At 70.7% G+C, this 23,115-nt stretch carries 18 protein-coding genes; 4 read left to right on the top strand and 14 right to left on the bottom strand.

What is annotated here, in order from left to right; translation table 11 throughout:
- Nucleotides 1-29 precede the first annotated feature (29 nt).
- From ABD268_RS01025 to ABD268_RS01005, 5 genes are all read right to left on the bottom strand, one after another.
- The gene (locus tag ABD268_RS01025) at nucleotides 30-2,597 is read right to left on the bottom strand and encodes a bifunctional FO biosynthesis protein CofGH (RefSeq protein WP_344146247.1); all 2,568 of its coding nucleotides are present in this window, start codon (nucleotides 2,595-2,597) and stop codon (nucleotides 30-32) included.
- 66 nt (nucleotides 2,598-2,663) lie between these two features.
- Complete coding sequence (locus tag ABD268_RS01020) at nucleotides 2,664-4,760, bottom strand: MMPL family transporter (protein WP_344146244.1); 2,097 nt, start codon at nucleotides 4,758-4,760, stop codon at nucleotides 2,664-2,666.
- 473 nt (nucleotides 4,761-5,233) lie between these two features.
- Complete coding sequence (locus ABD268_RS01015) at nucleotides 5,234-6,376, bottom strand: acyl-CoA dehydrogenase family protein (protein ID WP_344146241.1); 1,143 nt, start codon at nucleotides 6,374-6,376, stop codon at nucleotides 5,234-5,236.
- Between the two features lie 65 nt (nucleotides 6,377-6,441).
- Nucleotides 6,442-7,347 (bottom strand): oxygenase MpaB family protein, encoded by a 906-nt coding sequence (locus ABD268_RS01010; RefSeq protein ID WP_344146238.1) that lies wholly within the window; start codon nucleotides 7,345-7,347, stop codon nucleotides 6,442-6,444.
- Nucleotides 7,335-8,363 carry an LLM class F420-dependent oxidoreductase gene (locus ABD268_RS01005; RefSeq protein WP_344146236.1) on the bottom strand — a complete coding sequence of 343 codons (1,029 nt, stop codon included), beginning with the start codon at nucleotides 8,361-8,363 and terminating at the stop codon, nucleotides 7,335-7,337. Before ABD268_RS01005 ends, ABD268_RS01010 begins: the two co-directional genes overlap by 13 nt.
- Before the next feature lie 161 nt (nucleotides 8,364-8,524).
- Between ABD268_RS01005 and ABD268_RS01000 the strand changes: the two genes are divergently transcribed.
- Nucleotides 8,525-8,731, top strand: a complete 207-nt coding sequence (locus tag ABD268_RS01000) for a hypothetical protein (RefSeq protein WP_344146233.1) — start codon at nucleotides 8,525-8,527, stop codon at nucleotides 8,729-8,731.
- A 47-nt stretch (nucleotides 8,732-8,778) separates the two neighbouring features.
- On the opposite strand, the gene ABD268_RS00995 is transcribed toward ABD268_RS01000, so the two are convergent.
- The 3 genes from ABD268_RS00995 to ABD268_RS00985 form a co-directional block, all read right to left on the bottom strand.
- Nucleotides 8,779-10,533: an ABC transporter ATP-binding protein gene (locus tag ABD268_RS00995; RefSeq protein WP_344146230.1), complete on the bottom strand. Its 1,755-nt coding sequence runs from the start codon at nucleotides 10,531-10,533 to the stop codon at nucleotides 8,779-8,781.
- Nucleotides 10,530-12,263 carry an ABC transporter ATP-binding protein gene (locus tag ABD268_RS00990; protein ID WP_344146227.1) on the bottom strand — a complete coding sequence of 578 codons (1,734 nt, stop codon included), beginning with the start codon at nucleotides 12,261-12,263 and terminating at the stop codon, nucleotides 10,530-10,532. Before ABD268_RS00990 ends, ABD268_RS00995 begins: the two co-directional genes overlap by 4 nt.
- Nucleotides 12,264-12,356: 93 nt before the next feature.
- On the bottom strand, nucleotides 12,357-13,058 hold the full coding sequence (locus tag ABD268_RS00985; RefSeq protein ID WP_344146224.1) for a hypothetical protein: 702 nt from the start codon (nucleotides 13,056-13,058) through the stop codon (nucleotides 12,357-12,359).
- 102 nt (nucleotides 13,059-13,160) lie between these two features.
- On the opposite strand from ABD268_RS00985, the gene ABD268_RS00980 reads away from it, so the two are divergent.
- Nucleotides 13,161-14,510 (top strand): DUF222 domain-containing protein, encoded by a 1,350-nt coding sequence (locus ABD268_RS00980; protein WP_344146221.1) that lies wholly within the window; start codon nucleotides 13,161-13,163, stop codon nucleotides 14,508-14,510.
- A 92-nt stretch (nucleotides 14,511-14,602) separates the two neighbouring features.
- Here ABD268_RS00980 and ABD268_RS00975 read toward each other — a convergent pair whose 3' ends face one another.
- The 3 genes from ABD268_RS00975 to ABD268_RS00965 form a co-directional block, all read right to left on the bottom strand.
- The gene (locus ABD268_RS00975; RefSeq protein ID WP_344146218.1) at nucleotides 14,603-14,914 is read right to left on the bottom strand and encodes a hypothetical protein; all 312 of its coding nucleotides are present in this window, start codon (nucleotides 14,912-14,914) and stop codon (nucleotides 14,603-14,605) included.
- A gap of 112 nt (nucleotides 14,915-15,026) precedes the next feature.
- On the bottom strand, nucleotides 15,027-16,685 hold the full coding sequence (locus ABD268_RS00970; RefSeq protein ID WP_344146215.1) for a LuxR C-terminal-related transcriptional regulator: 1,659 nt from the start codon (nucleotides 16,683-16,685) through the stop codon (nucleotides 15,027-15,029).
- Between the two features lie 208 nt (nucleotides 16,686-16,893).
- Nucleotides 16,894-17,073: an alpha/beta fold hydrolase gene (locus ABD268_RS00965; protein WP_344146212.1), complete on the bottom strand. Its 180-nt coding sequence runs from the start codon at nucleotides 17,071-17,073 to the stop codon at nucleotides 16,894-16,896.
- A 391-nt stretch (nucleotides 17,074-17,464) separates the two neighbouring features.
- Here ABD268_RS00965 and ABD268_RS00960 point away from each other — a divergent pair, with 391 nt between their 5' ends.
- Together ABD268_RS00960 and ABD268_RS00955 are read left to right on the top strand one after the other, a co-directional pair.
- On the top strand, nucleotides 17,465-18,376 hold the full coding sequence (locus ABD268_RS00960; protein ID WP_344146209.1) for a glutaminase: 912 nt from the start codon (nucleotides 17,465-17,467) through the stop codon (nucleotides 18,374-18,376).
- A 376-nt stretch (nucleotides 18,377-18,752) separates the two neighbouring features.
- On the top strand, nucleotides 18,753-19,784 hold the full coding sequence (locus tag ABD268_RS00955; RefSeq protein ID WP_344146206.1) for a TIGR00341 family protein: 1,032 nt from the start codon (nucleotides 18,753-18,755) through the stop codon (nucleotides 19,782-19,784).
- 260 nt (nucleotides 19,785-20,044) lie between these two features.
- Here the strand turns inward: ABD268_RS00955 and ABD268_RS00950 are convergent, their stop codons facing one another.
- The 3 genes from ABD268_RS00950 to ABD268_RS00940 all read right to left on the bottom strand — a co-directional run bounded on the left by ABD268_RS00950 (nucleotide 20,045) and on the right by ABD268_RS00940 (nucleotide 23,092).
- On the bottom strand, nucleotides 20,045-20,587 hold the full coding sequence (locus ABD268_RS00950) for a GNAT family N-acetyltransferase (RefSeq protein ID WP_344146203.1): 543 nt from the start codon (nucleotides 20,585-20,587) through the stop codon (nucleotides 20,045-20,047).
- Nucleotides 20,588-21,728: 1,141 nt separating this feature from the next.
- On the bottom strand, nucleotides 21,729-22,430 hold the full coding sequence (locus ABD268_RS00945) for a hypothetical protein (RefSeq protein ID WP_344146200.1): 702 nt from the start codon (nucleotides 22,428-22,430) through the stop codon (nucleotides 21,729-21,731).
- Between the two features lie 128 nt (nucleotides 22,431-22,558).
- Nucleotides 22,559-23,092 (bottom strand): methyltransferase family protein, encoded by a 534-nt coding sequence (locus tag ABD268_RS00940; protein ID WP_344146197.1) that lies wholly within the window; start codon nucleotides 23,090-23,092, stop codon nucleotides 22,559-22,561.
- Nucleotides 23,093-23,115: the final 23 nt, after the last annotated feature.

The raw sequence follows: 23,115 nt of genomic DNA, 5'->3' as shown, positions 1-23,115 counted from the left end.
GGCCCGCGAACGATCCTCGGAATCCCCGGCTAGCGCAACCGCGGCGTGGGCTCGGCGTACGTCGTGGTGCGTTCGCGCAGCGGGCGGCCGATGCCGGCGGCGATCTCGGCGAGCTCCTCGACGGTCCTGGCCGAACCGTGCTCGGAGCCGGCCATGCGGGAGATGGTCTCCTCCATGAGGGTGCCGCCGAGGTCGTTGGCGCCGGCGTCGAGCATCGCGCGGGTGCCGTCGGTGCCGAGCTTGACCCAGCTGGTCTGGATGTTGCGGATCCGGCCGTGGAGCAGGATCCGGGCCAGGGCGTGGACCGCCAGGTTGTCCCGGAGCGTCGGCCCGGGGCGCGCGACGCCGGCGAGGTAGATGGGGGCGCTGGTGTGCACGAACGGGAGCGGGACGAACTCGGTGAAGCCACCTGTCTCGTCCTGGATGCGGGAGAGCACGCGAAGGTGGGAGACCCAGTGGCGGGGGTTGTCGACGTGCCCGTACATCATCGTGCTCGTCGTGGGGATCCCGACGCGGTGGGCGGTGCTGATGATGTCGACCCAGGTGGCGGTGGGCAGCTTGCCCTTGGTGAGGATCCAGCGGACGTCGTCGTCGAGGATCTCGGCGGCGGTGCCCGGGATCGAGCCGAGGCCGGCCTCGCGGGCCTTGATCAGGAAGTCCTCGAAGGACAGCCCGGTGCGGGTGGCGCCGTTGACGATCTCCATGGGGGAGAAGGCGTGCACGTGCATGCCGGGGACGCGGGCCCGGACGGCGGCGGCGAGGTCGAAGTAGGCGGTGCCGGGCAGCTCGGGGTCGATGCCGCCCTGCATGCAGACCTCGGTGGCGCCGAGCTGCCAGGCCTCCTCGGCGCGGTCGGCGACCTGGTCCAGGGAGAGGGAGTAGGCGTCGGTGTCGGTGCGCCGCTGGGCGAAGGCGCAGAACCGGCAGCCGACGTAGCAGACGTTGGTGAAGTTGATGTTCCGGTTGACCACGTAGGTGACGTCGTCGCCGACGGTGTCGCGGCGCAGGTCGTCGGCGAGCCGGCAGACCTGGTCGAGCAGGTCGCCCTCCGCGGTCATCAGCGTGAGGGCGTGCTCGTCGGAGAGGTTGCCGGGGTCGGCCTCGGCGGCGCGCAGCGCGGCGTACCCCTCGGGTCGAGGGGATGCTCCGTGACGTCTTGGCTGTCCCGGAGGCTCAGGAACTGCAGAAACGTCACGGACCATCCCGTTGCGCAGCTCTTCCCAGTCGCCGTAGACCTCGTCGAAGTCGCTGCGGCGGTCGGCGGTCCGGCCCTCGGTGTCGATGGCGGCGTGCAGGTCGACCCGGCCGGTGCCGTCCTGGCCGTGGAGGTGGGTGAAGCCGCCGTCGGGCTCCTGCCAGGGCAGTCCGGTCGGGTGCACCCCGGGCCGGGCGAGGCCCTGGTCGTCCGCGAGCGCGGCGACGTGGGCGGAGACCCGCGGGTCGAGCCAGGGCTCGCCCTGCCGGACGTACTCCGGGTGCACGGTGAGCCGCGGCCGCAGCTCGAACCCGAGATCGGAGGTGATCGAGCGGAGCCGGTCCAGGGAGGGCCAGGGACGCTCGGGGTTGACGTGGTCCGGGGTGAGCGGGGACACCCCGCCCCAGTCGTCGACCCCGGCCTCGAGCAGGGCGCGGCACTCCGAGAGGTCCACCAGGTTGGGCGGGGCCTGGACCCGCGCCCTGGGCCCGAGCACGAGCCGGGTCACGGCGAGGGCGGCGCGGTACTCCTCGAGCCCGAGGTCGTCGGCGTGCCGCATCGCGGTGTCGGGCTTGGCGCGGAAGTTCTGGACGATGACCTCCTGCACGGCGCCGTACCGCTTCCTCGTGGCGCGCAGCGCGAAGATCGTCTCCGCGCGCTCGGTCAGCGTCTCGCCGATGCCGACCAGCAGGCCGGTGGTGAACGGGATCGAGAGCCGGCCGGCGTCCTCGAGGACGCGGAGCCGGACCGCGGGGTCCTTGTCCGGGGAGCCGTGGTGCGCCTCGCCGCGGGTCTCGAAGAGACGGCGGGAGGTGGTCTCGAGCATCATGCCCATCGAGGGGGCCACCGGCTTGAGCCGGTTCATCTCCTCCCACGACATCACGCCCGGGTTCAGGTGGGGCAGCAGCCCGGTCTCCTCCAGCACCCGGATCGCCATCGCCCGGACGTAGGCGAGGGTGGAGTCGTAGCCCTGCTCGTCGAGCCACTTGCGGGCCTCGGGCCACCGGTCCTCGGGCCGGTCGCCGAGCGTGAACAGCGCCTCCAGGCAGCCCAGCGCCGCGCCGTCCCGGGCGATCTCGAGGATCTCGTCGGGGGAGAGGTACGGCGCCCTGCCGTCCCGCGCCGCCTGTCCGGGCGTCTCCACGAACGTGCAGTAGTGGCAGCGGTCCCGGCACAGCCGGGTGACCGGGATGAACACCTTGGGGGAGTAGGTCACCACCGCCTCGCGACCGGCGGCGACCAGGCCGGCGTCCCGCACCCGCGCCGCGGCTGCGCAGAGCCGGTCCAGCTCCTCCCCTCGGGCGGCCAGCAGCGCGGTGGCCTCGGGGACGTCCAGCGCCGCGCCCCGCTCGGCGCGGGCCAGGGCACGGCGTACCTGCTGGGGAGTCGGCTGCTCGCTCATCGTCCTCAGGCTAGTCGCGCGCCCGGCCCGGGAGTCCCCGGGCCCAGCGCGCGGACCAGCTCCGGGCTAGACCGAGGCGGGCTCCCGCTCGGGCTCGGCCGGGGTGATGGTGCCGTCGCCACGGTCGAGCCTGCTCGGCCACCAGATCTTGCCGCCGAGGTCCATGTTGATCGCCGTCACCAGCACCGATCGGACGATCATCGTGTCGAGGATGACCCCGAGCGCGACCGCCACCCCGAGCTCGGCCAGGAAGACCACCGGGATGGTGCCGAGCACCAGGAAGGTCGCGGCGAGGACCAGCCCGGCCGACGTGATCACCCCACCGGTGGAGGTGAGGGCGACCAGGGAGCCGTCCCGGGTGCCGCGGGTCATCGTCTCCTCGCGGACCCGGGTCATCAGGAAGATGTTGTAGTCGATGCCCAGCGCCACCAGGAACACGAACGCGAACAGCGGGAACGCGGGGTCGGCCACCTCGAAGCCGAAGACGTACTGGAACAGCAGTGCCGAGAGCCCCATCGCCGCCCCGAAGGAGAGCACCACCGTCGCCACGAGGATGAGCGGTGCGGCCAGCGCACGGAGCAGGACCATCAGGATGAGCAGCACCACCAGGAGCACCGCTGGGATGATCACCTTGTTGTCGTCGCCCGAGGCGATCTTGGTGTCGAGGTAGACCGCCGACCAGCCGCCCACCAGCGCATCGGCACCGCTGACCCCGTGGACGGAGTCACGGACGCGTTCGACCACGTCGAAGGCCGCGGTCGAGGCGGCGTCCCCGTCGATGGCCGCCTGGATGTAGGCCGTGTCGCCCTGGATGACCGGCCTGGACGGCGCCGAGGTCCCCTCGATGCCGGTCATCGCCTGGCGCACCGCGCCCGCCTCGTCGGCGTTCGCGACGACCTGGACCGTGTTCGACTGGTCGAAGAGCCCGTGCGCCTCCAGCGCCTTCTGCCCCTGGATCGACTCGAACTCCTTGGTGTAGCTGTCCTCGACCGGGATGCCGTCCGCGTCGAGCTGCACGACGCCGAGCCAGGCGACCCCGAGCAGTGCGGCGGTCACGACCCACACCGCCCGCGGGCGGGGCTTGATCCGGGCGCCGATCCGGGCCCAGAGGCCGGTGGTCGTGGGCTCGGCCGAGCCGAAGGTGGGCCGCTTGGGCCAGAAGACCCACCGGCCGGCGATCACGAGCAGGGCGGGCAGGAGCGTCACCATCACGACGAACGTGACCGCGATGCCGATCGCCGCGACCGGCCCGAGGCCGGCCGTGGAGTTCATCTCGGCGAGCAGCAGGCACAGCATGCCCAGGACCACGGTGGCCGCGCTCGCCAGGATGGCCGGGGCGGCCCGGTGCAGGGCGAAGGCCATCGCCTCGTGCCGGTCCTCGTGCCGGCGCAGCTCCTCGCGGTAGCGCGCCACCAGCAGCAGCGCGTAGTCGGTGCCCGCGCCGATCACCAGGATGGTCAGGATCGCCTGGCTCTGGCCGTTGACGGTCAGGTCGGCGTACTTGGCCAGCAGGTAGATCAGGGCTTGGGACGAGGTCAGCGCGAAGCCGGCCGAGATGATCGGCAGCACCCAGAGCACGGGGCTGCGGTAGGTGAACAGCAGGATGAGGATGACGATGCCGAGGGTGGCGAACAGCAGGGTGGAGTCGATGCCCCCGAACGCCTCGGCGGAGTCGGCAGCCTGGCCGCCGGCCCCGGCGACGTAGACCTGCACGCCGTCGATGGCCGAGATGTCCCGGAGCTCGTCGGCGGCGTCCGGCATGTCGTTCCAGCCGTTCTTGCCGAAGTTGAAGTTGACCAGGGTCTGCAGCGCCTCGCCGTCCTCCGAGGGGATCGGGCCGACGACCTTGCCCTCGACACCGTCCAGGGTCTGGAACTGCTTGGCGTCCGCGGCGGCCGCCGCGCGGTCGGCGGGCGTCAGCCCGGACGTCCGCTCGTAGACCACCAGGGTGGGGATCAGGTCGGGGTCCTGGAAGGGCTCGAGCTTCGCGAGCGCCTTGGTCGACTCGGCACTGGATGGGAGCCAGGAGGACGCCTCGTTGTTCTGGACGTCGGTGAGCTTCTGCGCGTAGACGCTGGACACGCCGACGACGAGGATCCAGAAGACGAGGACGACCCACTTGGTGACGCGTCCGGTGAGCTTTCCGGCGATCTGACGATGCATGAGAGAACTCCAGCAGAGAGCGGCGACATTCGGCATCAGGGTTTCCCCCGATCAGACCCGTTTCCCTCCCGGAATTCATCGCCTGTTGGGGGCACGGGCTCCTCGCCGCGCATGGCCCGTCTAGACCATCTGGGAGCGTTGGTGTCGCCGCATGTACCCCCCTCGCGGCCGGGCTGACGGCGTACGCCCGCGAGCGGATCGCCCACTACAAGGTGACGCGCGAGATCCTCTTCCGCGACGAGCTGCCCGCACGCCCACCGGGAAGATGGTCAAGGGCCGGCTCTGCGAGCAGTACGCGGACACCGCATCCGGCGCGCCGGGGGGGACCTACTGGCACCGGCCACAACCCCGGGCAGTTCGTCCGCGCTGCGTCCGGTCCAGGCGGGGATACGGCCAGGCGAGACGTCAACTGCCCGGAGTCCGGTCCGGGCGGCGCCCGCTGACGCCGGTCGGCGAGCTGTGACCTACCGGCCTCAGATGCCGAGGCTGCGCCCGATGATCTCCTTCTGGATCTCGGTGGTGCCGCCGTAGATCGTCTGGATCCGGCTGTCCACGTAGGCCTTGGCGATGGGGTACTCCATCATGTAGCCGTAGCCGCCGTGCAGCTGCACGCCCTGGTCGACGACCTTCTTCTGCAGCTCGGTCGTCCACCACTTCGCCATCGACGCGAGCGAGGTGTCGACCTCGCCGGCGTTGAGCTTCAGCACGCAGTCGTTGACGAAGACCCGCGCGATGCGGATCTCGGTGGCCATCTCGGCCAGCAGGAACCGGTTGTGCTGGAACTTGCCGATCGGCCGGCCGAAGGCCTCGCGCTCCTTGGCATAGTCGAGGCACAGCTGCAGCACGTGCTCGCAGGCGGCGACCGCGATCGCGGCGATCGAGATCCGCTCCTGGGGCAGGTTGACCATCAGCGAGACGAAGCCCGAGCCCTCCTCGCCGAGCAGGTTCGCCTTCGGGACCTCGACGTTGTCGAAGAACAGCTCGGCGGTGTCCTGCGCCTTCAGGCCCATCTTGTCCAGGTTGCGGCCGCGCTCGAACCCCGCCATGCCGCGCTCGACGACGAGCAGGCTGATGCCCTGGTGGCCGGCCTCGGGGTTGGTGCGGCACACCACGATGACGAGGTCGGACATGATGCCGTTGCTGATGAACGTCTTCGACCCGTTGAGGACATAGTGATCGCCCTTGTCGACGGCGGTGGTGCGGATGCCCTGGAGGTCACTGCCGGCGCCGGGCTCGGTCATCGCGATGGCCGAGATCAGCTCGCCGCTGACCAGGCCGGGCAGCCAGCGCGCCTTCTGCTCGTCGGTGCCGAGGCTGCTGATGTAGGGAACGATGATGTCGCTGTGCACCGGGAAGCCGAGCCCGGAGGCGCCGACCCGCCCGATCTCGTCGGACACGATCATGTTGTAGCGGAAGTCCTTGATGCCGGCCCCGCCGTGCTCCTCGTCGACGTCGAAGCACAGCAGCCCCGCCGCCCCCGCCTTGGTCCACACCTCGCGGCTGACCTGACCGTCCTTCTCCCACTGGTCGTGGAAGGGCACCACCTCGCGCTCGAGGAAGGCCCGCACGGTGGCCCGGAAGTCCTCGTGCTCCTGCTCGAAGAACGGTGCGGTCATGGAGGTCCTCCTGGGTCGGTGGCCGCCGAGCCGGCGGGTACAGCCCAACTGTTACAGCATCGCTGTCACGATTCAAGCGGTGCGGAGACGTCCCGGTGGTCGAGCTCGTCGAGCATCGAGGCGGGCCCGAGGTCGCCGAGGCGGTAGCCCTGGGGGTAGGTCGACGGCCGGTGGTGGTACGCCGTGCGCCGCGGCGGCGCGAGGCGGAGCAGCCGGCCGCGCAGCCGCAGCCCGGCCCGGACCGCGGCCGCGAACCAGGCCGGCTGGCGGGGCACGCCGAGCGCCTCGCGCAGCGGCTGGTCCATCAGCGCGATCGTCACCCGCCGCACGACCGGCCGCAGCGGGCGCGGGGCGGTCTTCCGGGCGATCCGCAGCGTGGCCTCGGTGACCCGCCGGTTGGCGGGGTCGAAGGCGAAGTGCTCGCGCTCGTACGACGTGAGCAGCTCGAGGTAGCCGTCGTAGGTGCTGGGGAGGTCCTTGATGCCCATCAGCTCGCCGAAGCGGGTCGTGAACCTCGCCAGGGCCCGGAGCTCGACCGGGTCGAGCCGGCGCCAGCCGAACTCCTCGATCCAGCGGACCGGCCCGACGATCGTGGTGGCCAGCACGTAGCGGAACTCGTCGTCGGGGATGTCGTAGTGGCCGTGGATGCGGTTCAGCCGGCGGACCGCGGCGTGCGAGCGCTCGGAGTCGATCCCCTCGACCGAGGCCTCCTCGGCGAACAGCAACGTGTCGTCGTACCTCTTGACCCCGTCGTCCTCGAACTGGCGGGTCCGGTCGAGCAGCCGCGCGATGGACGGGATGCCGTAGTCGCGCAGGAACGCGATGCCGGTGCCCTGGGTGTAGTCCCACGGGAACTCGTGCCGGCTGGTCAGCCACACGATTCGGTCGGTGTCGCGCTCGGGGTCGAGCGTGCGGATCTCCCGCAGGTTGGCGTACCTGCGGGGATGGGCGAGCCCGCCTAGGACGCCCATTCCTTGACCTGGGCGATCGTCGCGGCGGGGTCGTCGGAGGCGGGGGAGACCTGGAGGCTGGTGACGCCGGCCTCGCGGAACGCCTCGATCCGCTCCTTGACGTAGGACGCGGGGCCGACCAGGTTGCCGGCCTCCAGCCACTCGAGCGGAACCTTCGCCTCGGCGTCCCGCTTGTTGCCGCCGAGGTAGAGGTCCTGGATCTCCCTGGCCTCCTTCTCGTAGCCGTACTGGCAGGCGAGGTCGTTGTAGAAGTTCTTCCCGCGGGCGCCCATGCCGCCGACGTAGAGCGCGTACATCGGACGCATGAAGTCGAGCATGCCCTTGACGTCCTCGCCGATGGCCACCATGCCGCCGGCGCTGATCTCGAGGGGGCCGAGCTCCGGGGAGCGCTTCGCGGTGCCCTTCGCCAGCGAGTCGCCCCAGACGTCCTTGGCCTTCTCCGGGTGGAACAGGAACGGCAGCCAGCCGTCGGCGACCTCGGCGGTCATCTGCACGTTCTTGTCGCCGAGCGCCGCGACCCACAGCGGTACGACGGAGCGCTCGGGCTTGTTCAGCAGCTTCAGCGGCTTGCCGAGGCCGAGCCCCTGGCCCTCGGGGAGCGGGATCTTGAAGATGCCGTCCTTGACCAGTGCCTCGCGGCGCAGCCCCATCCGGATGATGTCGATGACCTCGCGGGTGCGTCCCAGCGGCTTGTCGTAGGGGACGCCGTGGAAGCCCTCGATCACCTGGGGTCCCGAGGCGCCGAGGCCGATGACCGCGCGGCCGCCGGAGACGTTGTCGAGCCCGGCCGCGGTCTGCAGGAGGGCGCCCGGGGTGCGGGAGAAGACGTTGAGGATGCCCGCGCCGATCTCGACCGTCTCGGTCTTCGCTGCGAGGTAGCCCATGAGGGTCGGGGCGTCGAAGCCGTAGGGCTCGGCGACCCAGATCGTGTCCAGACCCGCCTTCTCCAGGCCGGCCACCTGGTCGGCGGTCTCGCGCGGGTTGCCGGCGTAGATCAGCGGCATCGAGAGCTTCATGGTTCCCCTGTCGGGCGTGGGTGGAGGACCTCACAACCTTGACAGAACCACTGTCACGACGGCAAGGACGGCGCCGGTGGGCGATACCGCGGCGATACCGCGCCGTGCAGAACTGGTGGCGGACGCGGGGCACCGGGCCCCGCGGCGGGAGGAGCCAGATCATGAACGAGTCATCAGTCTCGGGCTCGCGTCACCCGGGGTGGCGCACGATCGCCGCTGCAGCTGCGCTCGGCACGGCCACGGCTGTCGTGGTGGTCCCGGCCGGTTCGGCCGCCGGGACGTCCTCGGGCGACCGTCCCTGCTTCATGTACCGGGCGCACTGGAACACCGCGCTCGACGGGCCGCAGCCTGTGTGCCCCCTGAAGTGAACGCCGACCCGTCGCGTGTCGTGCCGTGAGCACGCGGCGGGTCGGCGTCAGCCGCGGCCGTGCCAGGAGTCCCAGAGGGCGGCGTAGGAGCCGCCGGCCGCGACCAGCTCGTCGTGCGACCCGAGCTCGGAGATCCGGCCGTCCTCGACCACCGCCACCCGGTCGGCGTCGTGGGCGGAGAACAGCCGGTGGGCGATGGCGATCACGGTCCGGCCCTCCAGCACCGCGGCCAGCGAGCGCTCGAGGTGCCGCGCCGCCCGCGGGTCGATCAGTGAGGTGGCCTCGTCGAGGACCAGCGTGTGTGGGTCGGCCAGCACCAGCCGGGCCAGGGCGATCTGCTGGGCCTGCGGGGCGGTGACCGCCCGCCCTCCCGAGCCGACCACGGTGTCGAGGCCGTCGGGGAGCGCGTCCACCCAGTCCAGCGCGTCCACGGCCGCGAGCGCGCCCCGGATGTCGTCGTCGACCGCGCCCGGCGGGGCCGCGAGTGCCAGGTTCTCCCGCAGCGTGCCGACGAAGACGTGGTGCTCCTGGGTGACCAGCGCGACGTGGCCGCGCAGGTCGTCGAGCGGCAGCTCGGTCAGCCCGACGCCGCCGACGGTCACCGAACCGGTGCGGGGCGGGTGGATTCCGGCGAGCAGTCGGCCGAGCGTGGACTTGCCCGCACCCGACGGGCCGACCATCGCGACCCGCTCGCCGACTCCGACGACCAGGTCGACGCCGTGCAGCACGTCGCGGCCCTCGACGTACGAGAACCGCACGTCCGTCGCGGCGAGATCCTCCCCGTCGGGCTCCGCCCCGCTCACCTCCCGGTCGTCGGGCACCTGGGCCACGCCGAGCAGCCGGGCGAGCGAGGCCGCCCCGATCTGCAGCTCGTCGAGGATCGACACGATCCGGTCGACCGGGTCGATGAGCATCTGCACGTACAGGGTCGCGGCGGTGACGTCGCCCAGCGAGACCTGGCCCTGGGTGTAGAGCCAGCCGCCGAACAGCAGCGTCGCGACCGTGGGGATCAGGTAGGAGATCTCCATGTTCGGGAAGAACACCGTGCGCAGGTAGAGCGTGTAGCGCTCGGCCCGGTAGGACTCGTCGATGTCGGTGTCGATCGCGCGGATCCGCTCCTCGCCGGTGCCCAGCGCCTCGACGGTGCGCGCCCCCTCGACGGTCTCGGTCAGCGTCGCGTTGATCGCGGAGTACGACGCGCTCTCGCGCAGGTAGCCGTCCTTGGCCCGGGCGAGGTACCAGCGCAGCCCGATCACCAGCGGGGGTACGCCGAGCACGCACGGCAGTGCGACCCACCAGCCGACGCTGATCGCCGCCACGAACGTCACCACCGCGGTGATGACCGCGATCGTCCACTCGGGCAGCGCCATCCGCACCGACCAGCCGAGCTGGTCGACGTCGCGGCTGGTGCGGGTGAGCAGGTCGCCGGAGCCGGCCGACTCGACGACGCCGACCGGCAGCGCGAGCGCGTTGCCGACGAAGTCCTCGCGCAGCTCGGCGAGCACCTGCTCCCCGAGCACCTGGCTGACGTAGCGGGCGTAGCGGGTCAGCACCGTCGCCACGAGCAGGAAGCCGGCCAGGGCCAGCATGATCTCGTCGACGTGCGCGGTGGTGGTGCCCTCCTGGACCGACTGGACCAGGTCCCCGAGCAGCCGGGGCGCGGCCAGGCCGGCCAGCGCGGCGAGCACGTGCAGGGTCACCGCCGTCCAGAGCAGCCGGGGGTGGTGGCGGGTCAGCCGGGCGGCGTAGCGGCGCACCTCGCGGGTGGAGGCGACCGGCAGGCGGGTGTCGGGAGCGCTCATCGGACGGCCTCCACGCGCTCCGTGGCCGGCTCGGTCTCCCGGGTCACCACCGCGCGGTAGACGGGGTCGGTCTCGAGAAGGTCGACGTGCCGGCCGGTGGCCACGACCCGGCCACCGCGCAGGAACGCCACCTCGTCGACCGCGTCCAGCATCAGCGGGCTGCTCGTGGTCACCACCGTGGTGCGGCCGGCGCGGTGCCGGCGCAGGCGGGAGGCGATCCGCGCCTCGGTGTGGGCGTCCACCGCCGAGGTCGGCTCGACCAGCACCAGGATCTCGGGGTCGACCGCGAGCGCACGCGCCAGGACCAGGCGCTGGCGCTGACCGCCGGAGAAGGTGCGGCCGCGCTCGGCGACCGGGGTGTCGAGGCCCTGCGGGAGCGCCTCGAGGATGTCGTCGGCCGAGGCGGTGTCCAGCGCCTCGCGGACCCGCCCCGCGCCGGTGACGTCGATCCGCTCGGCCAGCCGGCCCGAGAACAGCGTCGCGCCGGTGTCCGAGACCAGGATCCGGCGTCGGACCTCCTCGCGGCGCAGCGAGCTGAGCGGGACGTCGCCGAGTCGCACGTCGTCGTCGACCTCGGCGGCCGTCATGCCGAGCCGGTCGGCCAGTGCCGACGACTCGTCGGGCTGCTCGCTGACGACGGCCGTCAACGAACCGGCGCGAACCCGCAACCCGGTGCGGACGTCGTACAGGCTCGATCCCACCGGCGGCGAGGGCGCCGGGTGCTCGGGGTCGGTGACGTCGGGCGTCAGCGCCAGCACCCGGCAGACGCGGCGGGCCGCGACGCGGGCGCGGATGAACTTGTTGGCGTACTCCGTGGCGGTGCGCAGCGGGATCATCAGGAACGCCGAGTAGCCGTAGAACGCGACCAGCTCGCCGGGGCTGATCCGCCCCTCGACGGCATAGCGCGCGCCGAGCCACACGACCACGACCACGAAGACCCCCGGCAGGAAGACCTGCAGGGCCTCGAGCACCGACTGCAGCTTCGCGACCTCGACGCCGGCCCGGCGGGTGGCCTGCGACTCGCGGCGGTAGCGGTCGTGGACGACCTGCTCGCCGCCGATCCCGCGCAGCACCCGCAGGCCGCCGACGATGTCGCTGGCGGTGTTGGAGAGCTCGCCCATCAGCGAGCGCTGGCGGGCGCTGCGCTCCTGCAGCGGCGAGAGCAGCGGGCCGACGACCAGCATCAGCAGGGGTACGCCGAGCAGCACGACCAGGCCGAGCGTCACCGAGGTGCTGAGCAGGATCACTGACACCAGCAGGAACGACACGATGGCGCCGGCGAACCGGGCGGAGACGTCCATGACCTGCCCGATGTGGGAGAGGTCGCTGGTGCCGATGGCGACCACCTCGCCGGTGGAGACCTTGCGCGGCAGCGAGCCGCCGAGGTGCACGGTCTGGCGCCCGACCAGCTGCACGGTGCGGTAGGCCGCGGTGAGCCAGTTGGTGACGGCGAACCGGTGCCGGATGATCCCGCTGGCGGCCTGCACGAGCCCGATGACCAGCAGCACCGCGGACCACAGGACGAGCTCGCCGGTGTCCTTGGCGGCGACGCCGCGGTCGATGGCCCGTCCGATCACCGCCGGCATCACGGCCTGGGCGCTCATCCAGACGATGCCGAACAGCATGCCCATCACCAGCGTGCGCCACTGCCCCTTGGCCATCCACCACAGGAAGCGGCCCGGCGACCGGTGGTCGGCGGTTCCGGGGTGGTCGAGGGGGAGGTGGCGCACCTGATCACGCTACGCGGGCGGACGGCCCGGCAGCGACCGAATTTCGCGTGCCCGGCCACCGGCGAGCGCGTCCCCCGGGTGGTCCTCAGGCGTTCACCCGGAGACGACCCCGGCGTTCGCGCCGGATGCTCGTTCGACGTTGCGCTTGAGCACCGACAACATCCGCGCCTGCATCACCCAGACGAGCGGCGGGAAGATCCAGAACGAGATCATCCGGCCCAGCCACCGAGGGCGGAAGGCCTCGTAGCCGCCGATGACGAGCCGGGTCCGGCCTCCGGGCAGCTCGCTCAGGCGGAAGCCCCACAGTCCTTCGGTGTAGGCCGACGGGCGTGCCCGTCCCGGAGCAAGGGGGCGGCCCCGCAGGTCACTCGATGCGTGCAGTCCCAGGAACCGGTTCGGTTCGAGTGCCGCAACCTGCCAGGCGTCCACGATGCCGTGGCGTCGGGTCCGGTACTTCACGTGGTCGCCCGTGGCGAGGTCCTGCCACTCGGGGTGGACGCGCTGCGCGCTCGGGTGGCCGGCGTTGTCGAGGTGGTCCCAGGAGTACCACCCTCCGCGGTCCCCGCCCAGCTGGACGAGCCACGGCCAGACGTGGTCCGGCGGCGCGTCGATCGTGACGGCCATCGTCGCGCCCCTGTGGCCGTCGGCGACCAGGTCGGCACCCGGATACGGTCCGTCGACCTCGTCGTCGGTTGCGCCCCAGTGCAGGAGCCGAGGGCGCACCCAGCGTCCGTAGACGAGAGCCGCCATCCCGGCTGTCGCCGCCGATCCCGCGAGCTTGCGCGCCGATGTCATACGACGAGCATCGGAACGCCCGCACCATCCTCGCTAGGGGCCAACGACACCCGCCAGACCTCGTGGAGTCCGAGTGTCGGTGGTCGCTGTTTGACTGTCTGCATGCTCGAAGTGCAGGCGCTGGAGGAGATGTCGGAGGACCAGGTCCTCGACTTCGCCGGCGCCTGTGCCGAGGCGGCCCGCCGGGCGGAGGTGGACCTGCTCCGGGCGGCGTACCACTGGGCGGTGACCCACTCCGCGGACCGGCTCGATCCCGCCGAGCGCGGGAAGCCGGGCCGGGAGGGGGCGCGACGGTTGGGCGGCGACGGCGTGCCGGAGGTCTCCGAGTTCGCGGCCGCGGAGCTCGGCGCCCGGATCGGCCGCTCCCCGTACGCGGCCGCGCGGCTGATGGCCGACGCCCAGGACCTGCACCACCGGCACCCACAACTGTGGGCGCGGGTCCGGGCCGGGGAGGTGCGCGCCTCCTACGCCCGCCACGTGACCGCGAAGACGCGCGACCTGAGCCTGGCGCAGGCGGCGTACGTCGACGCCGCGGTCGCCGAGTCCACCGACGGGCGGATCCCGTGGTCCCGGTTCGAGGCCCTGGTCGAGGCCAAGGTCGCCCAGGCCGCGCCCGAGGTCGCCCGGGAGAAGGAGGAGCAGGCCGCCAGGGCGCGGTTCGCGAAGAAGCTGCGCGGCGAGGCGCACGGGATGGCGTCGTTCCTGATCCGCGCCGACGTGGCGACCATCGACCAGATCGAGGCCGCGGTCACCGCGGCCGCCCAGCACCTCGCGCAGACGCTGCCGGACGCCGAGCACCTCCACACCGACGACGACCGGCGGGTGCACGCCCTGCTGCTGATGGCCCACCCCGGCGCCGCGCCCGACACCGACCTGGCCGACCTGCTCCCGGACGTCCAGCTCCACGTCCACACCTACCGGCACCCCGACGGCGAGGGCATCGCCCGCGTCGAGGGCCACGGCCCGGTCACCGAGGACTGGGTCCGCAGCCTGCTCGGGCCGCGGGCCCGGTTCACGGTCCGGCCGGTGCTCGACCTCGCCGGCCAGGCGCCGGTGGACGCCTACGAGATCCCGGACCGACATCGGCAGGCCGTGCATCTGATGACGCCGGCCGACACCTTCCCCCACGCCTCCTGCACCACCCGGACCAAGCAGGTGGACCACACCGTGCCGCACGCCCAGGGCGGTGTCACCGGGGTGGGCAACTACGGCCCGATGACCACGCTCCACCACCGGATCAAGACCCACGGCCGGTGGCAGGTCCAGCAGCCCTACCCCGGCCTCTACCTCTGGCGCGACCCGCACGGCGTCTTCTACCTCGTCGACCACACCGGCACCCGCCGGCTCCCGCGCACCCCCGAGAGCTCACATCTCGAGGAGCCGGGCCCGTCGCCTGTTGTCGTCGAGATCTGGCACTCACAGGTCGGCCTCGAGCTCGACTACGCCGCTTGACGGCGGTTCCTGCGACGAATACTCCCGCGCAGGGGCCGCCCGACATGACGTCTCGGGTCCGCACCAAGGGCAGGCAGACCATGCCACGTGCGCTAGGTCGTCGCCATCGTGCCGCGGACGGTCGTCGCGGTCTGCAGACCGAGGGGCCGATCGGCAAAGGCCTGGTCGCTGTTCACCTCCCAGCACGTGTTCACACTGCTGTCGCCCAGGGTGTCATCGACATAGGCCTGGACGTCGGCGACTGAGTCCGACTCCCAGAGGCAGACTGCCTCGGAGCCGTCGCGGTTCGGGTAGAACTGGAGCCCGCGGGTGCCGGCCGGGACACCCTCGTTCTTGATCAGCTTCTCGCCGCGAGCGACAGCCGTCGGCGGGTCGGTGAAGCGGTGGTGAGCGATCACGTACATCTCGGTCCCCTTTCGGTGAGGTCGTGCACGTCACCGTAGGTCTCGAGGTGAGCTGGCCGCTTCGCCGAGATCCACCATCATCGGGGCCGGGGGTGGTTACTTCTGACCAGGCTCAGACCAGGCCGTGGTGGTGAGCGAAGGCGCTCGCAGCGGTGCGCGACGACGCGCCGACCTTGCCCAGGATGTTCTGGACGTGCCTGGCGACGGTGTGCTCACTGATCTGCAGCTCGGTCGCGATCTCCCGGTTGCTGCGACCGGCGGCGACCAGGCGGAGCACCTCCACCTCGCGTCCGGTGAGTCCGGCCGCGGCCCTCCGGGCTCGACGTGCATCGAGCCGGGCCGCGTCAGCCCGAGCGCCCATCGCGTTGAACGACAACCGGGCGGCCTCCTGCTCCATCGTCGCGGTTTCCTCGTCGCCCAGGGCGCGGCACGCGAGGGCGATGAGGACGCGGGTCCGCGCCACCTCGTACGGCGCCGCGAGACCAAGCCACAGGTTCAGGGCCCGCCGCAGCGCGACGAGGGCGCCCCCGGGGTCATCGCCGGCGAGTGAGACCGCCCCGACGGCGTACGCCGCCTGTGCGCGGAGCATGCTGGTGCCCTGCAACCGAGCGAGGTCATCCAGTTCGGTGGATGCGGCCACAGCATCGTCTTGTTCGCCGGCGGCCAGCATGATCTGCACGAAGGCGGGGAGCAGCCGAGCACGCGGGAGGCGTTGGACCGTCTCACGCAGGACACGGCGGATCGTGGCCGCGGCAGCACCGGAGTCGCCCTGCTCGAGGCGGAGCAACGCCAGGCCCGGTTGCGGCTCGTACCCCAGGGCGTTGGCTTCCCGGAAGGCCTGCTCGGCCGTGTCCAAGTCCCCGCGAAGCCGATGGATCTCCCCCTGCCGATAGCGCGCCCTTCCGCTGGCCAGCTGGTTCAACACCCCGTGGTCGAAACGGTCCGCCGCCTGCTCTGCGGCGTCGAGGGCATCGGCCCAGGCGCCTTCGAGCTCCAACACCTCGGCTCGGTGGACCTGGCACAAACCGTTGTGCTCCACCATCGCGGGCTGGCCGTCACACCAGCCGACGAGCCCGAGCATCCACGCCCGGGCGTGGTCGACCTCGAGAGAGTCTTGGCAGAACGCAAGCGTGTTGCAGTAGAGAATGCCGGTGACGATCGGCGACAGCTCCTGGGAAGTGGCCGCGAGCATCGCCTCGTCGACAAGGCGTAGGCCCTCCTCGACGCGGCCGAGGTTGAGCAGGGCGCGGGCCTGGTCGTCACGTGCCAGCCACGTCAGGTCCAGATCGCCGAACCGCTCGCCCACCTGTTCGCCTCGCACCGCCGTGGCATGACCACGTTCGAAGTCACCACTGGCCATCTCCCTCAGCCACACCGGGATCAGCAGGTAGCCGGCCTCGACGCAGTCCTGATCACCGAGGATCCGGTGTGCTCGAGCGAACCAACCACCAGCATGGACCGGGTCGCCACGGAACAAGCGGTTGTGCCCGATCCAGAATGCACACCGCACCGCCCGCCGGTCGTCGCCCGCGGCCAGGTAGCCGTGGTGGGCTCGCTCCAGACAGGCCGCGTACGCCGCGTCGTCGGCAAGCATGTACCAGGCGGTCGCGAGCAGCTCCAGGTCCGGAGGGTCGAGGGGCAACGCCTCGTCCGCCCGCGACAGGTGAGCCGACGCATCGAGCCACGCGGCGTCGGCGTAGGCCTCACGACCATGCGCGACACCGGCGTCCCGACCCTGCACAGCTACATCGTCGTCCACCTCCTCGATCACCGCCAGCGATCGACAAGGGATGCCCCGTCCGTACCCGTGCCGCTGTGGGCACACGTGGGCGCGTCAACCGCCGGCGGGAAGCGTCGGGCGCCACGTCGGCACCGATCCCCGACGAACTGTCGGAGACATCCACTCGATCTCGACGGTGCCGGCTTCCAGGGGCGTTGCACGTGAGGCGGGACGCCCCGGTCCTCCAAGCGCGGTGGTTTCAGCCTCGCGGCTCGACCTCGCGCCAGAAAGCGTCGACGCGGGCGTTCCACTGATCCGGGATCTCCTGGAAGGGTTGGTGCGCCTGCCCGGGCAGGACTTCGAACTCGGCGCCCGCGATCGCCTCGGCGACGCGTCGACCCGAGCGCGGTGGAAAGATGGTGTCGTACTCGCCAGCCATGACCAGGGTCGGAACTGCGATCTCCGGCAGGCGGTCGGCGGTGTTGTGCTCGAGACCGGCGTCGACCTGCGCTTTGGAAGGCCTCGACGGACTGCTGGTGGGGGAAGGCCAGCGCTTCCTCGACGATTGCTCCGACCGTCCCGTCCGCGTGCGCTCGCGGCGTATACACCCAGGTGAAGAACGCCTCGAAGAAGGCGCGCTCGCTCGGCGCCACCCCCGGCAGCCATCGCCAGAAGTTGAACTGTGAGCGGGCTAGATGGCTGTCCCGTGCAGCGTCATGGCCAGCGGCCTGATCACCGCTGGACGGTCAACGAAGTGCTGAGCCGAGTCGAACGACCCGCGGCGGAAGCCCGGCCTCACGGCGCGACCCCGGCTGCGCGAGGATTCTGGCGTGGAGATCAAGGACGCCCTGCTGCGCGCGCAGGAGGCGGCTGCACCCGAGGTGGGCAACGGCCGGCTCGCCGAGTACATCCCCAGCCTGGCGTCGGTCTGTCCGAACCAGTTCGGGATGGCGGTCGCCTCCTGCGACGGCGAGGTGCACGCCGTGGGCGACGCCGACGTGCCCTTCTCGGTGCAGAGCATCAGCAAGGTCTTTACGCTCGCACTGGTCATCGCCGCCGAGGGCGAGCGCATCTGGGAGCGTGTGTCGCGCGAGCCGTCCGGCAACCCGTTCAACTCCCTGCTCCAGCTCGACCAGGAGGCGGGCCGGCCCCGCAACCCGTTCATCAACGCGGGAGCACTCGTCGTCACCGATCGGCTGCACGCGCTGACTGGCGACGCGTTCGGCACACTTCGTGACCTGATGCGCCGGGAGAGCGGCCGCAGCGACGTGGACAGCGACGCCGAGGTCGCCCGGTCCGAGCTCGAGGCCGGGCACCGCACCTCGGCGCTCGCTCACCTGCTCGCCAGCTACGGCAACCTGGAGTGTCCGGTCGACCAGGTGATCGAGCAGTACGTCGCCCAGTGCGCGCTCTCGATGACCTGTCGCGAGCTGGCGCTCGCGGGGCTCTTCCTGGCCCGGGACGGGGTGCTCTCCGACGCGACCCGGCTGCTCAGCGAGCGCGAGGCCAAGCGGGTCAACGCCGTGATGCTCACCTGCGGCACCTACGACTCGGCCGGCGACTTCGCCTACCGGGTCGGGCTGCCGGCCAAGAGCGGCGTCGGTGGCGGCATCCTGGCCGTCATCCCGGACCGGGGGGTCGCCTGTGTATGGAGCCCCTCGCTGGGCCCCAGCGGCAGCTCGGCAGCCGGGCTGGCGGCGCTGGACGCCTTCACCACGTACTCGGACTGGACGGTCTTCTGACCCGCTGCCCGGTCGTACGAAGATCGGCTGGTGCGCGTCCTTTCCCCTGACCCCGTGCAGCCACTCGATGGTCTTGTCGGCCATCGCATCGGAAGGTGATACGGGAGCTCCGCGTGGTCGAAGTCCTCCGGAGTCACGTTCACCTTCTGGTTCTCGGCCGGGAGCGGGTCCCACTGGCCCGAGTCGCCGCCCAGGAATCCGTAGAAGGAAGCCCGCGTCGTCGATCAGCACCAGCAGCACGTTGGGAGCGATCTCGAAGCGTCCGGTTCGCCGTCCCCCGAACGTCCGACACGCCCCGGTCGAGCTCATCACCCTCGGCGGATGAGAGCGCGCCTGAGGGCTCGCGCGCCGTCGGTACCTGAGGGATGCTGCGCACGTGACACTCAACCTCTCCGACCGGGTCCTGCCGGCCCGTCAGCGGCGGACCCTCGAGGAGCTGTCCGAGGATCTCGACCTGGGCTCGGGAGACACCCGGTCCAAGAAGTCGGCGTTCTGGACGATGCTGGTCTTGTCGGCGGTCGTCGCGACGGCGGGCGTGCTGTCCGACTCCACCGCCACCGTGATCGGCGCCATGATCATCGCGCCGCTGTCGACCCCCATCATGGGCGTCGCTCTCGGCATCGTGCGACGCAGCACCACGGTGACCTGGCGGGCAGCCGCGTTCACCTTCACCGGAGGCGTCCTGGTGGTGCTGATCGGCGTGGCGTTCTCGTTGGTCATCCCCGGTGGGGTGGACCTGCTCAACGACAGCCAGATCGCGAGCCGCACCTCGCCTGCGCTCGTCGACCTGATCGCGGCCGTGGCCACCGGGTTCGCCGGGTCCGTCGCGTTCGCCCGCCGCGACGTTGCAGCGGTTCTTCCCGGGGTCGCGATCGCGATCTCACTGGTGCCCCCGCTCGCGGTCGTCGGTGTCTGCCTGGGCCAGGGCGCCGTGACGCTGGCGGTGGGTGCCCTGGTGCTGTTCGCCTCCAACTTCGTCGCGCTGGTGCTGGCCGGCACCCTCGTCTTCACCAGTGCCGGCTACGCCGCCGAGGCAAGCCAGGACAAACAGCTCTCGCGTCGCCGCGCCACCCTGGCGATCGGGATCCTGCTGGTCGTGGTCCTTGTCCCGATGGCTGCCAACACCGTCGGCACCTACCTCGTCGACCGGTGGACCCAGCGCGTGCAGACGACCGCCGAGCAATGGATCAAACGACAGTCCGGAGCCCGCATTCAAAGCGTCACCGTGGTCTCGAAGAACGTTTACGTCAACGTCCAGACCCCAGGCGGACTGCCATCCACCGTCGAGCTCGTCGCCGACCTCGACGGGCAGATCCCCAACGGCATCCCCGTCATCGTCACCACGACTGTCGGCCAACACATCGACGCTGGAGTGGTCGGAGACCCCAATCCATCCAAGTCGAAGTGACGCTGGCGGACACACTCCGTGAGCCGGGCCCGGCTCACGCTCGGTGGGCAGAGACGCGCCTCGTGGGCGGTATGACGCACCTGCTGGAATCGCCCTCAACGCGGCAACAGCGGTCGTTGTCCCATGTGTTGGTAGTAGGCGGTCATCGCTCGGCGACCTTCGCCTCCCGAAGTCCGTGGCGGGTGGAAACGCCCGACGGGCGCGAACCCCGGCAGCCGGACGGCGAGCAGCACCAGCAGGTCCGCTTGCGTTCCCGGTCCTCATTCCCTCCACTCCTCGGCAAGGAGCGCATAGGTGTAGCCGTCGACCCAGCCGAACTCGGTGTGGAAGGAGTCTTTGACGCCGTGCTGCTCACGCCGCATCCCCAGCTTCTCCATCACCCGCCACGACGCGACGTTGTCGGCAAAGCAGCCGGCCTGGACCCGGCGCAGCCCCAGTCGGCCGAAAGCGTTCGCGAGCGCCTCGCGTGCTAGCGCCGTCGCGATGCCCCGGCCAGCGTGGTCCGGGTGCACGAAGTACGAGAGCCGCCCCTCACGGCCGACGAACTCCGCCTCATTACCCGACTGCCCCATCCCGTCGACGACGCCCAGGGTCGCTTGGCCGACCATCGCGCCGTCGAGCACCGCCACGACTCGGTGGTGGTCGTGGTCGTCGTACGCCGCCCAGTCAGCGACGTACTCCTCGGTGTGCTCGATGCGTTGCTGCAGGAACCAGCGGGTCACGTCGGGCCGGTGGCGCCAAGTCAGGAACTGCTCGGCGAGCTCGGCCGTGGGGGAGGTGAGCCGGAGCCCGGACATCGTCATGTCGGGCGACTCTAGCTCGGCGAGTAGGCGACAATCACTCCAAGCCGCGCTGCCTTTGACGCGGGCCCTGACGCGCGGGTCGTTGCGCCCGCAGTCGGTGCAACGCAGGTAGCGGCCGCCGTCGTCGGTGGGGCACCGGCCGCGGCACCTACCGTGGAGACGACGTGCCTCGTAAGTCCGTTGGCTCGGAGTGGTGAACTTCTCGCGCTCCCGGTCAATCCCACCAAGGGTCTACCGCCTTGTCGGTGCGACGGAACACGCTGAGAGGCCTACCAATGCACTCCGCTACGTCCGCGTCCGCGACCCAACTCCACGCACCCGACGACCGCGTCACGCCTACGGCTACGACGTCTTCGCCTGCTTGGTAGATCGTTTCGCACGCATCACAAAGGGCCCAGAAGGTAGGCAGCGTATGGCCCTTGCCGTACTGCTCGTACCTGATCAGGTCGGCGTCCAACGGATGTGCCCAGTCCGCATGTTCGTTGCCACAGAAGGCACACGATTGGCCGTTCCGACTTGTAGGTGCGCCATCGACCCAGCCGGACTCATCTCCCTCGAAGTCGAGGGGATGCCCGCGGCCTTCGCGATCCCCACCACCATCCGGTACGCGTCGCGGCGGTCGATGGGGTTGCCCGAGACGGGTCGCAGCACCAGTGGCCCGTGGGTGCGCTGCCCGCGGCAGGCCTCGAGCACCCGGAGGACCGGGACGGTCAGCGCCATCGTGGCAGGCTTGTTGCCCTTCCCGACCAGGCGCAGCCGGTGTCAGCGCAAGGTCTCCCGGTAGTCCTCGATGCTGACCGCTGCGGCCTCCGAGGCGCGCAGGGCGTCGATCCCGAGCAGGTTGGCCAGGGCGCGCTGGTGGAGTGATGGTCTGGGCCGGCAGGGTCACCGGGGTTCAGTCCGTCGATGTGGGCGAACCGGAAGAAGCCACGTACGGCGTGCATGGAGGTGTTCACCGAGGAGGGCATCAGGCCGGAGTCGCCGAGGCGGCGAATGTAGACGGATCCGGACGCTGCCGTGGAGGCGGCGGGAAAGACGCGCGTCGGTCAGACTTATCGATTGCTCGTTTCTGGACTGCAGGGCGGGACAGAGACGTCCGTGGCTTCCGTAATCGAGAAGACGACAATGGGTCGCGTTCGACTCACATCCACGGGTGCAGGTAACCGACACAGTCGTGCGGCTCGGCTGCCGCGTAGAGGTCGCTCACGTCGACCAGCGTCTCACCGGACGGCGGGATCAGGTCCGGATATGTGCTTGATCCGCCGATGACCTCACCGCTCGCGTTGTGGCAGATAACCGCAACAGCGGAACCGTCCAGCGGCTCGCTTGTCGGGTTCTCGACCTGGAACTTGGCGCCCCAGTTGCCGTACTGCTTGTAGATCGTGCCGGGGAAGCTGCCCCAGTCCTGCTCGACGACTTGGTCGTCGAATGTGCCTTCATCCTCGACGAGAACGGTTGCCTCCATGCTGGCGGCCTTGACACCCCTGCCGAGATCAACCTGCGTTCCAACTGGAAGCTTCTGTCCGGCCCAGTAGAAAGCAGATACCTGTGACCCGCTCGCTGCCAATTTGCCGCTGGCGTCCTTGACGTTGAAGTTCACAGTGACTGTCTGGCCGGCATGGTCGGAGTCGTTCTGGACAAGCGCCGTGACCCACGCGTACTCGTTGCTCTGCCCGAAGCCCGACTCCAGAATTGTTCCCTGCGAGGAGCTCGTGGCTTCGGGCGAGCTCTCTTCGCAGGCAGCAGCCGTGGACGTCTGACTGTCAACTTTGTCGGAGTCGGTTCCGCCGCACGCGGTGAGAACCGCGGCGGCCAGAGTGCCGAGAACGATGCGCTTGATCACCCACGGAGGGTAGACGTGCTTGCTGTCTTGCTAGACAGATTTGCCGGCTCGAGGATCCGAGGTGCCGCGACGCGTCTACCCCGGGCTTGTTTCGGGCAGCCGGCTCGCGGCGGAAGGACGCACGTCGTTCAGGGGCCGGGCTTCAGCGATCTGCGACCCAACCAGCGCGGCACGGCGACACGGTAGGCCTCGTAGTCGGCTCCGAAGTTGGCGAGCAGTGCGGGCTCCTCCGCTGCGATCTGAAACCGGTCGATGACGAGTGTGAAAGCGGCCACCGGGAGCAGGGCCTTCCAGGACCCGAGCCGAATCGCATTTGCGACCAAGAGCCCCGCCAGACCGACGTACATGGGATTCCGGCTCACGGAGTTCGCGCCGCTGGTCACCAGGACAGAGGCCAGCGCCGGATCAAACGGCTCGAGCGTCGTTCCTTGACGGCGGAAGGCGCCCGCGGCCGCAGCCGCAAGCGTTCCGGACGCGGTCGCGATCGCAGCTGCCCCCGCAGCCCGGGAGGCTGACGGCGGACGCGCACCCTTGGTCAGCACCGACTGGGTCAGCCCTGCGGCGACCGCCAGAAGAGGAGGGGGTGGACGCATCACCCTCCCAAGGTGCCACTGTGTCGGCAGGACGTCGAGGCACGCAGCCGCGCCCTCGGCCAGCTTCACGATCCCGACAAGACTCAGCTCGG

The sequence above is a fragment of the Nocardioides koreensis genome, assembly GCF_039531775.1.
GTDB classification, from domain to species: Bacteria; Actinomycetota; Actinomycetes; order Propionibacteriales; family Nocardioidaceae; genus Nocardioides; species Nocardioides koreensis.
The sequence above is the reverse complement of the archived record's forward strand: the minus strand, read 5'-3'. Positions and strand labels throughout refer to the sequence as shown.